This is a genomic window from Streptomyces sp. NPDC052236 (genome assembly GCF_044548015.1).
In the GTDB taxonomy this organism is placed as follows: Bacteria; Actinomycetota; Actinomycetes; order Streptomycetales; family Streptomycetaceae; genus Streptomyces.
Genome location: NZ_JBIUBL010000018.1, coordinates 1 through 11,589 on the forward strand (window position 1 = coordinate 1; position 11,589 = coordinate 11,589).

General features: G+C 69.6%; 14 protein-coding genes. 6 read left to right on the plus strand and 8 right to left on the minus strand.

All coding sequences use genetic code 11. From position 1 onward, the window contains the following. Nucleotides 1–274: 274 nt before the first annotated feature. Nucleotides 275–619 carry a carotenoid oxygenase family protein gene (locus ACIHCQ_RS26940; protein ID WP_399667414.1) on the plus strand — a complete coding sequence of 115 codons (345 nt, stop codon included), beginning with the start codon at nt 275–277 and terminating at the stop codon, nt 617–619. Nucleotides 620–702: 83 nt separating this feature from the next. Here the strand turns inward: ACIHCQ_RS26940 and ACIHCQ_RS26945 are convergent, their stop codons facing one another. From ACIHCQ_RS26945 to ACIHCQ_RS26960, 4 genes are all read right to left on the minus strand, one after another. Beyond that, entirely contained in the window at nt 703–2,286 is a 1,584-nt protein-coding gene (locus ACIHCQ_RS26945) for an FAD-dependent oxidoreductase (RefSeq protein ID WP_399667417.1), read from the minus strand. A 6-nt stretch (nt 2,287–2,292) separates the two neighbouring features. Beyond that, nucleotides 2,293–2,733, minus strand: coding sequence for a hypothetical protein (locus ACIHCQ_RS26950; protein ID WP_399667420.1), 441 nt, complete (start codon nt 2,731–2,733; stop codon nt 2,293–2,295). 45 nt (nt 2,734–2,778) lie between these two features. Beyond that, nucleotides 2,779–3,156: a hypothetical protein gene (locus ACIHCQ_RS26955; RefSeq protein WP_399667423.1), complete on the minus strand. Its 378-nt coding sequence runs from the start codon at nt 3,154–3,156 to the stop codon at nt 2,779–2,781. Between the two features lie 169 nt (nt 3,157–3,325). Continuing rightward, nucleotides 3,326–3,769, minus strand: coding sequence for a CBS domain-containing protein (locus ACIHCQ_RS26960; protein WP_399667425.1), 444 nt, complete (start codon nt 3,767–3,769; stop codon nt 3,326–3,328). A gap of 332 nt (nt 3,770–4,101) precedes the next feature. Here ACIHCQ_RS26960 and ACIHCQ_RS26965 point away from each other — a divergent pair, with 332 nt between their 5' ends. The 5 genes from ACIHCQ_RS26965 to ACIHCQ_RS26985 all read left to right on the plus strand — a co-directional run bounded on the left by ACIHCQ_RS26965 (nt 4,102) and on the right by ACIHCQ_RS26985 (nt 8,715). Next, on the plus strand, nt 4,102–4,515 hold the full coding sequence (locus tag ACIHCQ_RS26965) for an alcohol dehydrogenase catalytic domain-containing protein (protein ID WP_399667427.1): 414 nt from the start codon (nt 4,102–4,104) through the stop codon (nt 4,513–4,515). After that, nucleotides 4,421–5,137 carry a zinc-binding dehydrogenase gene (locus ACIHCQ_RS26970; protein WP_399667430.1) on the plus strand — a complete coding sequence of 239 codons (717 nt, stop codon included), beginning with the start codon at nt 4,421–4,423 and terminating at the stop codon, nt 5,135–5,137. Before ACIHCQ_RS26965 ends, ACIHCQ_RS26970 begins: the two co-directional genes overlap by 95 nt. 121 nt (nt 5,138–5,258) lie before the next feature. Beyond that, nucleotides 5,259–6,467 carry a sensor histidine kinase gene (locus ACIHCQ_RS26975; protein WP_399667433.1) on the plus strand — a complete coding sequence of 403 codons (1,209 nt, stop codon included), beginning with the start codon at nt 5,259–5,261 and terminating at the stop codon, nt 6,465–6,467. 101 nt (nt 6,468–6,568) lie between these two features. After that, entirely contained in the window at nt 6,569–7,234 is a 666-nt protein-coding gene (locus ACIHCQ_RS26980; protein ID WP_399667435.1) for a helix-turn-helix domain-containing protein, read from the plus strand. 44 nt (nt 7,235–7,278) lie between these two features. Next, complete coding sequence (locus ACIHCQ_RS26985) at nt 7,279–8,715, plus strand: MFS transporter (protein ID WP_399667804.1); 1,437 nt, start codon at nt 7,279–7,281, stop codon at nt 8,713–8,715. On the opposite strand, the gene ACIHCQ_RS26990 is transcribed toward ACIHCQ_RS26985, so the two are convergent. From ACIHCQ_RS26990 to ACIHCQ_RS27005, 4 genes are all read right to left on the minus strand, one after another. Next, nucleotides 8,621–9,130, minus strand: coding sequence for a GrpB family protein (locus ACIHCQ_RS26990; RefSeq protein ID WP_399667438.1), 510 nt, complete (start codon nt 9,128–9,130; stop codon nt 8,621–8,623). The two genes, ACIHCQ_RS26985 and ACIHCQ_RS26990, sit on opposite strands and share 95 nt — an antisense overlap. Nucleotides 9,131–9,298: 168 nt before the next feature. After that, on the minus strand, nt 9,299–9,691 hold the full coding sequence (locus ACIHCQ_RS26995) for an SCO5389 family protein (RefSeq protein ID WP_399667441.1): 393 nt from the start codon (nt 9,689–9,691) through the stop codon (nt 9,299–9,301). A gap of 61 nt (nt 9,692–9,752) precedes the next feature. Further along, a complete protein-coding gene (locus tag ACIHCQ_RS27000; protein ID WP_399667444.1) occupies nt 9,753–10,712 on the minus strand; it encodes an ATP-binding protein in 960 nt (319 codons plus the stop codon). Between the two features lie 149 nt (nt 10,713–10,861). Further along, nucleotides 10,862–11,269, minus strand: a complete 408-nt coding sequence (locus tag ACIHCQ_RS27005) for a hypothetical protein (protein ID WP_399667447.1) — start codon at nt 11,267–11,269, stop codon at nt 10,862–10,864. Nucleotides 11,270–11,589 lie beyond the last annotated feature (320 nt).

The window sequence follows — 11,589 nt, forward strand, 5'->3', positions numbered from 1 at the left end:
TTGGGGGGGGGGGCGCCCCGCCCCCGGCGGGGTTTTTGTGCCCGGGCATCCCAGCGGGGGGCCGCGGCCCCCCCCACCCCCGCGCGGCGCCGGGCCGCCCCGCCCCCCCCCCCCACGGCGCTGTCGTGTGTGGTCGGCGTCATAACGAAGACGAGGTCCACTCGACTTCGCGTCCCCCTCCAGCTACCTCTCGTGTGAAAGGCCCCCGCGATGGCTGCTCGGCCGGTCCCACAGAAGCGCCTCCGCTCACCGAGCCCACCGCCGGACCCCGGCGTTGGGCCGCCCTCGCCGGATCCTCGACCCGGCCACGGGCAGGGCCACGGAGGAGAGCCTCGACTCACTGGTCACCGAGTTCCCCACGATCAACGAAGCGTCCCTGGGGTCGTCGAACCGCTTCACGTATGCCATCGCCTTCCCCGGCGGCGGGCTCAAGGAGCACGCGATCGTGAAGTACGACGCGCGGACCGGGGCCCCGGCGCGTGCCGGGCGGGATCCACGGCTCGTGGATCCCGGACGACGCCGCGTGACCACCGACATCGACGGCTGGACCGGCTGGAACCGCGACATCGGCAGGACGCACCTCACAGGACCGCTCGCGCCCGGCGCCGTATTCCGGTGACCGACCAGCGGCCTGGACATCGAATCGTCCGCCACACCCCGGCCACACGGCAGCCGAGGACAGACCTGGACTCAGAGCTGGACTCAGACCTGGTCCTCGGCTTCGCCGCCGGGAGCTCCCGGCACCTCTCGGTGCTCCAGGGGCTCCAGGGGGCGTGTGGCAGGACCGTGCAGGATCGATCCGTCCGTGGCGAAGCGCGAGCCGTGGCAGGGGCACTCCCACACCCGCTCCGCGTCGTTGAACTGCACCAGACAGCCCAGGTGCGTACAGCGCGCGGAGAGCACGAGGGCGTGCCCCATCTCGTCGCGGTACACGGCGCAGCGCTGCCCCGCCAGCCGTACGACGGCTCCACTACCGGGCGCGATGTCGGTCACCGAGTCGACGTGGCCGGTGCGCAGGCGGTCGCCGACGAAGTGCTTCGCCACCGCGGCCTGGAACTTCACGAGCTCCGCGGTGTCGCTTACCGGGGGCAGCCGTCGCGGGTCGTACAGCTCGGTCCAGGCCGGTCGGCCGCCGCCCGCGATGTGGGCGGCGAGCAAGCGGCCGGCCATCACGCCGTTGCTCATGCCCCAGCCGCCGAAGCCCGTGGCCACGTAGACGTGTTGCGTCCCGGGATGGGCATGTCCGACGTACGGCAGGTGGTCACTCGAATCGTTGTCCTGCGCCGCCCACCGATAGGCCATCTCGGCGTCCGCGAATCCCGGCAGCCGCTCGCCCGCCCAGGCGTCGAGGCGTGCGAACCGTCCCCGTACGCCGCCCGCTCCCGGTTCGAACTTTTCACCGGTGACGATGAGCAGCCGCTGTCCGTCGCTGTAGGGCGCGCTGCGTACGGACCGCACCGAGTCCTCCGGGCTGAGGTACATACCGGTGGGGGCGGCCTCGGCCGGGACGGGGGCGGCGATCACCAGTTCCCGCCGGGGTTTGAGCCGCGTGAAGAGCAGTGCGCGGTCGAAGACCGGGTAGTGCGTCGCGATCACCACGTCGGACGCCTCGACGGTCGCGCCGTTCTCGGTCGTCAGGCGGCAGCGGCTGCCGTCGTGGAGTCCCGTGACGCGGGTGCGTTCATGGATGCGGCCCCCCTCGTCGGTGAACCTCTCGGCCAGCCCCAGCAGGAATTTGCGCGGGTGGAACTGCAGCTGGTCCGCCACGCGTACCGCGGCGGCCACCGGGAAGGGCAGTTCCGTCTCGGTCACGTACGACGCGTCCAGGCCCGCCTTCAGGGCCGCCGCCGCCTCGGCCCTGATCTCGTCCGCCCGGTCCGCGTTCTCGACGTAGGTGAAGGCCGGGGCGCGCTCCAGTTCGGCGTCGATCTTCAGTTCGACGCAGAGCGCCGCCGTGTGCTCGACCGCGTCCTGCTGCGAGCGCGCGTACAGCTCGGCGCTCTCGGCGCCGTGCCGCTCCTCCAGCCGCGCATAGGTCAGGCTGTGCAGGGACGTGAGCTTGGCCGTGGTGTTCCCGGTGACGCCGGCTGCGATCCGGTCCGCCTCCAGGACGACGACGTCCAGCCCCGCGCGGACCAGCTCCCAGGCGGTGCACAGACCGGCGATGCCGCCGCCGATCACGGCGACGTCGGCGGTCACGTCCGCGGTGAGCGGCGGACTGCCGGTACCGGGGGTGGTGGCTATCCAGTACGACTCATCCACGGTCGGTCGGCGCTCCGCTACCATCTTTCCTCACACTCCGCAGGCCTGCTCAGGCCACTCCTTGGTGATCCGGAAGCAGTGATTCCCGTAGCCGAGCACATGTCCGTCGGCGTCGACGAAGGTCCCCTTCACCTGGTACGTATCGCGTGCCAGGTGCCCGCTCGGGAGCCGCTCCGGCGGCAGCACCACTTCGTACGGGCCGCCGGGGCGGTAGCAGCCGAGCATCACCTCGTTGGTGGCGACCACGACGCCCTGCCGCTCCCGTACGTCGACGAATTTGAGCCCCTCGACGGGTTTCCCCAGGCGGAAGGTGAGCGTTACGCGGATCTCCGCGCCTTCCTTCAGCGCGAAAGGGCTGCCGGGGAGCGGCAGTGCCACAAGGGGATCGTGATGCCCTTCGGCATGCAGCGACACGCTCAGCAGCTCGAAGTGACGGGTATCGCCAATCGGGTCTTCCAGGGGAGTTTTCATCGTACGAGCCAGCTTCCGGGCGGGCAGGATGTCAGTCGCGGTACGTCAGTCGCCGTCTCGCCGGTCTCCGCGGTCTGCGCGTCCCTGAGGCCGCCCGCTCCGCCTCTTCTGCCACCAGCGGCCGATCAGCGGCACCGCAGTGGCGAAGGTCAGAGTCCAGGTGGCCGCGAAGACCCAAATGAGCGCGGGAGAGACGGTGAGCGACGCGGCGATCAGAAGGATCAGCGAGGCCAGCGCCAGAACACAGACCACTGGACCGTTCGGCCTGCGTAGTCCTGGAGCCACAAGGGAAAGGATGCGTGGCGTCGAGCGCTGCCCACGCATCGTGCGGAGCCGGCGTTGCAGCTCCGGTTCACCCTTCAGCTCCGATTCCATCTCGGAGAGGATGCGTCGTTCGTGATCGGAAAGTCCGGCTTCGTCCATCGCTGGCGCCTCCGATTCGTCCGCCTCGAACGGGTGATGCACAGCTGCCCGGTCTGCGCGCAATCAAACGGCCTACGGCATGCCGCGTCATGCCGCGCGGCATGGGCCGCGCAGCAGTGACTGCCGGGGCGTGGCTGCCGGGACGTGGCTGCCGGCGGGGCGCGGCGTGCTAGCCGGCCGCCGCGTACACGCGCGTCGCGAACTCCGCGATCTGTTCATCGCTGAGGTTCTTTGCGAGATTGGCCTCCGTGATCATGCCGACCAGGCTGTGGCCCATCGAGACATCGATCACCGGCAGCCGCTTGATCCGGTGCTGCTCCATGGACTGCAGGGCCTCGGCGGCGAGCGCGTCGGCGTCTATCCAGTGCAGCTCTCCGCCCAGGCTTCCGGCCTCCACGTTCGCCGGGTTTATCCCTTCGGCACAGCACTTGACCACAATGTCCCGGTCGGTGACCAGGCCCTTCAACTTGTTGTCGTCACCGCAGATCGGCAGACAACCGACGTTCAAATCGCGCATCATCCTGGACGCCTCCTCCAGCGACTGGTGCGCGCCGACACACTGGACTCCGCTGGTCATGATGTCGCGAGCCTTGAGCTGCTTGGCTTCAGCCATGATTCCTCCCGCTTTGGACGCGTTGGTCTCCTCGGGCTCCTCTACCCTCGATCACAACACGAATGGCCCAGTACCGCCGCTGGAAACGTCCCGCCGAGGCCGTATCGGAAGTCGTCGCCCGTCTGCTGCGCCAGGCGCTGCCATAAAGATTGCTCGACTTAAGTAACCCGCATATGCTTGCCTAAGTCAAGCAATCCAATGCCGACCGCCACCGGGCAGCCTCAGGCGGAGACGGCCCGACGCGCGCCAAATCCGTGGGGCCGGGGAACGGGCTCGCGCGAGCCGGCAACGCCCACCCCCGTACCTCCAGAAAGAGTTTCCCCATAGCCACGATGAAGTCCGTCCAGACCGGCGAGCAGAACAAGATCGACGTGGTGGACATCGAACTCCCCGTCCCCGGCCCCAAGGACGCCCTGGTGCGGATCCGCGCCTGCGGAATCTGCGGCACCGACGTCCAGTTCCTGCACATGGGCGGCATACCTTTCGGCCCCGGCGGATCGATGATCTCGCTGCCGCTGGGCCACGAACCCGCCGGCGAGATCGTCGCGGTGGGTTCCGAAGTCACCGGCCTGAAGACCGGCGACCGCGTCGTCGTCAACCCGCAGGGCGCCCCCCTCCGGGATCATCGGCTGCGGCGGCAAGCTCGGCGGCATGCGCGAATACCTGCTCATCGAGGACGCCGTCGTGGGCAAGAGCCTCGCCGTCTTCCCCGACACCGTCCCCTTCGACGTCGCCGCCCTGAATGAGCCCATGGCGGTCGCCCGGCACTGCGTCAACCGCTCCGAGGCGAGGCCCACCGACAAGGTCGTCGTCTTCGGCGCCGGGCCCATCGGCCTGGGCGCCACCATCTGGCTCAAGCTGCGCGGCGTCGAGCACGTGGTCGTCGCCGACATCATCCCGGAGCGCCTTCAGACCGCCCTGGACATCGGCGCCGACGCCGTCGTCAACTCCGCCACCGAAGACGTCACCGCACGCCTCACCGAACTGCACGGACCGGCCGCCAACGCCCTCGGCCAGCCCCGCGCCGGCACCGACATCTACATCGACGCCGCCGGCGCCCCCGCCGTCTTCAACGCCACCATCGCCTCCGCCAAGTGGGGCGCCAAGATGGTCATGGTCGCCGTCCAGAAGAAGTCCGACACCATCGACCTCGGCGGCATGCTCCGCAGCGAACTCACCCTCATCGCCTCCCAGGGCTACCCCACCGAGATCTTCGAGGTCACCGCCGAACTCGCCGAGCACCAGGAGCGCTTCGCCAAACTCATCAGCCACCGCATCCCCTTCTCCGAGGCCGAGCGGGCCTTCGAACTCACCCGCACCCCGGGAGCGGCCGAAAAGGTCGTTGTCACCTTCGACGACCGGTCGTAGCCCGTAACAGAGCCCGTAGTAGAGCCCGCTACAGGCATCCGGACCTGCCGCCGACTTCGGCCGAGGCCGACGGCACGAACGTCACCGCGCTCACACCATCGGACAGGAAATCCCAGCCCTCATGGCCAACAGCTTGCAGCGATACCTACGCAACCACCCCCGCATCGTCGATGCGGCTGTGGCCGCCGTGTTCTTCGTCTGCTCCTTCCCCGGCAGCGTCATCACGTTCCCCGGCTCGGAGCCGAGTGTCACGTGGTGGCCGGGCGTGCTGCTGGCGGGTATCTCCTGCGCCGCCCTGCTGTGGCGCCGCAGCCGTCCCCGCACCACAGTGGTGCTGACCACCATCTGCGCCATGGCCATGGCCGCGCTCGGCTGCATACTCACCGTCCTGCTGCTGGGGTCGCTCATGGTGACGCTCTACTCGCTGGCCGCCCGCACCGACCGGCGAACCGCGAACACCTTCACCTTCACCGTCATCGCACTGCTGGTCGGCACGGCGCTCATCGCAGGCCCCGCCCATGAGCCGCTGGTCCTCAGGACGATCGGCCCTGCCGCCTGGCTGCTGGTACCCACCGCCCTGGGCACCGCGACCCGGATGCGCGCGGCCTACCTGGAGGCAGTGCAGGCCCGCGCCGAGCACGCGGAACGAACCCGGGAGAACGAAGCGCGACACCGCGTCACCGAAGACCGCATGCGCATCGCCCGCGAACTGCACGACGTCGTCGCCCACCACCTCGCCCTCGCCAACGCCCAGGCCGGCACCGTCGCCCACCTCATACGCACCCGTCCAGACGAGGCTGCAAAAATGGTCGCCGACCTCGCCGGCACCACCTCCTCGGCCCTGCGCGAACTCAAGGCCACCGTTGGCCTGTTGCGCCACACGAACGACGCCGATACGTCCCTGGAACCCGCACCCGGGCTCGCGCAGCTCTCCCACCTGACCGCCTCGTTCCAGAACGCCGGACTCACCGTCACCGTCACCACCGAGGGAAAGCCGCAACCACTGTCACCCGGAGCGGATCTCACCGCGTACCGCATCGTGCAGGAGGCACTCACCAACGTCACCAAGCACGCCGCCACCGGCTCGGCCGAGGTGCGGCTCACGTACTCCCACGACCGGCTGGGCATCACCGTCACCAACGACGGAGGCGGAACACCGTCCCCCTCTCCAGCCCCGGAAAGCAGCGGATACGGCCTCATCGGCATGCGCGAGCGCGCCCTCTCGGTCGGCGGCCACCTCCGCGTGGGCCACCGCCCGCAAGGCGGCTTCGAAGTCGACACCGAACTGCCGCTGCACCCCCACACCCGAGAGGAAGCCCCCGCCATCTGACCCTCCCCGCCGCCTGCGGCGCGCGGCACCAGCCGGCACTTCCCCAAAGAAATTCTGCAAAAATACTTTTGGAAAGCCTTCAGGCTGCTTATGCTCCAGCCATGGCAGGCGAAGATCACCGGCGGGTCCTCGATCCCGAGCAGGACACTGCGGCCCTGAAGGCCCTCACGCACCCGTTGCGTATCCGGCTGCTCGGGCTGCTGCGGCAGGACGGTCCGGCCACCGCGAGCGAACTCGCGGTCCGGACCGGGGAGTCGTCCGCTTCCACCAGTTATCACCTGCGGGTTCTGGCGAAGTACGCGTTCGTCGCCGAGGCCGAGCATCGTGACGGGCGGGAGCGCCGCTGGCAGGCGGTGCACTCTGTGACGTCCTGGAGCAACAAGGCGATGGAGGCCTCACCGGACAGCCGAGCCTTCGTCGGCTTCTCGCGCCGGCGCCAGATCGAGCACTTGGAGGTGTCTCTCGTCCGGCACGAGGCGGACATCACCGACGGACGGCTGGGCCAGGAGTGGGTGGAGCCGTCCGGAATCAGCGACCTGATGCCTCGTCTGACTCCCGAGTCGCTCACCGAGCTGTGGCAGGTGCTCGACAGGAAGCTGGCGGAACTGACCGCTCGCGATGAGGGAGATCCGCGCGCCGCGCAGGTCGTGCTCCTCACGGCCGGACTCCCCCTCGCGCCGCGCGACAACCCCGGCGCGGAGCCGGGCACATCCGCCCCCGCGGAGACGGACGGCGCGGACGGCGCGGACGGCGCGGACGCATCGTGACGACCGGGCCGCTGGACATAGGCACCGCACGCCGCCGCTATGTCATGGTCTGTGCTCTCTTCTGGCTGCCGCTGGGCCTGACCATCGCTCCCCTGATCCTGCTCTTCACCGAGCGCGGCATGGCCATGGTGGCCATCACGGGTTTCTTCGCCGCGCATTCCCTCACCACCGCCGCGCTGGAACTGCCCACCGGAGGGCTGTCCGACGTTGTCGGGCGCCGTGCGGTCCTGGCCACCGCCGGCCTGGTGAACCTGGCTGCGTTGACCCTCCAGGGGCTGGGCACCACGGCTTGGGTGCTCGCCTTCGGCATGAGCCTGATGGGCGCGGGCCGTGCCCTGTCCAGCGGGCCTGCCGAAGCCTGGTTCGTCGACACCGTTCAGGCGCATTCGGGCCCCGGGGCCGAATTGCGCACCGGTCTGGCCCGTGGCAGCTCCGCGACATCCGCCGCGCTCGCGACCGGGACCCTTCTCGGTGGCGGTCTGCCCTGGCTTCTCGGGCTCGGCCCCGACCTCGGGTCGCGGCTGAGCGAGGCCACCTCGGGACTGGTGCTCCCCCTCTCGGTCCCGCTGCTGCTGGGCGCGGGGATCGAGGTCGTCTTCGTGCTGTACGTCCTGACCGCACTGCCCGAGCCGCCCCGGCCACCCGCCACCCTGCGCGGCGTCATCCAAGGCATCCCGGCCACCGTCGCGGGCGGACTGCGCCTGGGCGGACGCGACGTACTGGTCCGCCGCATACTCCTCAGCGCAGGGGCCGCCGGGGCGGCCCTGACCACGATCGAACTGCTGACACCAGGCCGTGCCGCGGACCTCACGGGCACATCGGAGTCGGGCGCGGTGCTCTACGCGGGACTGGCCTGCACCGGTTTCGTCTGCTCGGGTGTCGGCAGCCACCTCGCGCCACTCGTCGCCCGGCTCGCGGGCAGCGGCGAGCGCGCGGTCCTGATGAGCCTGAGCACCAGCGCGAGCGGCCTGCTCCTGCTCGCGGCCACCGTCACATCCGCAAGCTCGGTCTCCCTGGGCCTCGCCGCCGCCGGTTACGGTCTGGTCCACCTCGGTCTCGGCGCGGCAGGCCCCAGCGAGAACGACCTGCTGCACCGCCGTGTCGCAAGTTCGGGACGCGCCACCGCCCTGTCCGTACAGTCTCTCGCCCTGCAACTGGCCGCAGCCCTCACCGGCCTGGCCATCGGCACCCTTCCGACGGGCCCGCTGCCCTGGCTGCTCGGGGCCACTGCGCTGCTGGCTGGAGCCCTGCTGTGGACCCGCCGCGGCAAGCCGACACAACCGGCCATCGGACCCCGACCGGATCGGGCGGCCCGCGGTCAACGATTGACGGCGACGGTGCCGCTGGAGAGCGATGGGGGTACGGAGAGCGGAAGAGCGCTCCCCGTCAGCGGTCCCGCAGTACTCGCGCGACGAACGCCGCCTTCCCGTTGGTATAGGCGTCCCGGTTGGTGGGGCTCTCCCGAGCGAGACGCTCCTTGAGCTCTTGGTACTCGGTGGCCAACGCGGGATCCCTCCGCAACGCGTCTCGGAAGACGGTCAGGGCACGCGCGTATGCATGGCCGTGCGAGACCACGTGGAGGTGGTGCGTCCGTAGTTCGGGTCGTGGTCGCAGGAACCACAACCGACTGTCGCCTCTCGGGTCGTCCGGCCAGTGGAGCCACCCGTCGGCAGAGAGAACCCGCACCATCGCCTCACGCTCACCGAGCGAGCCAACGGGCGCGAGGATGTCCACGATGGGCTTCGCCCGTAGCCCGGGGACCGCCGTCGACCCGATGTGCTCCACCGGTGCGAACAGCCACCGCGCGAGCACCCTGGAGACCCTGTCGCGCTGTTCCTCGAACAGCTCTGTCCACCGTGGATCGTGATCGACAACCCCAACCGCCATGTCAGCCATGCCCAGACCCTAGCCGCGCAGACTTCAGCGCCCGCGCTGCTGAGCCGGACGGTCACTGCGCCACCTCAGCGGCCGGGCGGGCAGCTGGGCGTGGACGGCGAAATAGCCCGAGGCCGGCACACACGTATGGCGGGGCCCGCCGACGGCAGGCCCCGCCACATGACGCGATCAGCAGTCGCGGAACTCGGGCGACTGGTTGAGGATCTGAGAGCGCAGCGAGGTGAACCGGGTGTGCGTCTCGCCGCCGACTGCCTCGGGGCGGAAGACCGCGACCCGGTGACAGTTCATAAAGGCCAGCGTGACGCCGAAGTGCCGCTCCAGGCTGCCGCGGATGGCATCGCTGGACAGTGCCCTCAGCAGCTGGCCGCGCTCCCTTTCGGAGGGCGGCGGCGTGTGGTTGTCGGCGAACTCGGCCGTACCGTCGCGCAGTTCGCCGACCAGACCCGCGATCAGGGTGTAGGCGTACGGCAGCGAGGTGCGCACGGTCTCCACGAAGCTCTCTTCGCGGATCTCACCGCGTTCGGCATCTGCGAGCAGCTCGGGAGAGACGTCGAGTGACATGGGGAGGGTGCTCCTGTCGTTCGGTGAAGCGTGACGGTACGAGGGCGGCGGGAGAGCCCGTTCACATGGTCGATTCCGGCGCGGCGGGCCCGTGCCGGAATCCGGGATCGACCTGCTTGGCGAGGTCGGCACCGGTGGCTTGGCCGGCCCAGGCGGCGGCATTGCGCAGATGGAACTCGACGGCCTGCTTCTGGAATGTCTCCCAGTCCTTGGTGCGAGCGTCGAGGGCGGCCCTGAGCTGGCGCAGCGTGTGGAGGTTGTGCGGTTCCAGTTCCCCGTGCGGGCGTCCCTGTTCCCGGGCGCGCACCCAGGAAGAGTGCTCGCAATAGGCCAGCAGGTCGTCGCCGACATGTTCCTTCAGGAAGAGCAGGTCGTCCTCACCGGTGACCTTGTTGCCGATCACCGCAAGAGGGATGTCGAACTCCTGGGCGTGGTCGCGGTACTGGCGGTAGACCGAGACTCCCTTACGGGTTGGTTCGGCGACCAGGAAGGTCATGTCGAAGCGGGTGAACAGGCCGGAGGCGAAGGCGTCCGCGCCCGCGGTCATGTCGACGACGACGTACTCACCGGGCCCGTCGACGAGGTGGTTGAGATACAGCTCCACCGCACCGAGTTTGGAGTGGTAGCACGCCACTCCGAGATCACTCTCGTCGAAGGCGCCGGTGACCATCAGCGGAACCTCGCCGACGCTCTGCACGTGAAGGCGGTGCACGGCGTCGTCGCCGAGCAGGCGCAGCAGGCGTGAACCCCGGCCCGGCGGTGTGGTCTTGACCATCACATCGCGTGAAGCGATACGCGGGTTCTCGCCCCGCAGATAGTCCTTGATCTCGCCCAGGCGTGAGCTGAGGGGCGGGGCGGCGAAGGATTCATCGTCGCCCAGGCCGAGGGCTTCGGCCAGATGCTGGTTGATGTCGCCGTCGATGGCGACGACGGGCGCGCCCGAGTGCGCCAGATGACGGGCGAAGAGGGCGGACAGCGTGGTCTTGCCGCTGCCGCCTTTTCCGACGAAGGCGACACGCACGGTCAGTCGCCCCTAGTGAAAATGAATGTCATGTTGCTAGGTTGTCTGGGGCGTTGGCCCCTGTCAAATCAGTGTCCGCCCAACCGACCCAGGTAAAAGCCGAGTTGGGCGCTGACTGTCGTCGGCCGAGCGATGACCGAGGTATGCCCCTACTCGGGGCATTTCTCGTCGCGCCGGCGGTCGTCGGCGCCGCGCCGCGCCGCAAGTATCCGGCCATCCAGGAAGAGGTCGGCGCGCTCACCGAGCACTTCGTCGCGAACCGCCCGGAGCAGTTGCTGCCCTACGCCGCCCTCGCACAATGGAGCACGGCGCGCCGGCTGTGGCAGGACCAAGCCGTGCTCAGCGACCCCTTCCAGGACTTGGCCCATGCAGGCCCACCTGCTCGCGGTGGTGAGCGGACACCGGAACTGGCCGACCGCCCCGCGCCGCGGGTGGCGGTGGCGGTTCCGGTGGCGGTTCCGGTGGCGCAGGCGGCGCAGGCGGCGCAGGCGGCGCCGGGCCGTGACCCGGTCGAGCCGCCGGCGATGAGCAGCACCGGCCACACTATGCTGCCGCACTACGCCGACATGCTCCGCCGTTCCGGGATCGAGCTGACACCGGACGATCCGGGCGGCCATGCCAAAGCACTGCTCGCCGGGCGGGGCTTTCCAGCACGCGGAGCCCGGCCAACTGGCCCAACAGCTGCGGGAGTACGACAACGCGGGTGCGGGTCCCCCGTGTCCCGTCGGACGCCACGGGCGTTACGTGGGCGTCATTCACCAACGTGGTTGCGCCACGACTGGTTGTCGTCCGGGTCGCCCAGGGAACGTCTCTTCGCGATTGGCCGTTTCCGGTCGCGCCGAATGAGGAAAAGCGCCAGGAAGGGCCACCATGGCCG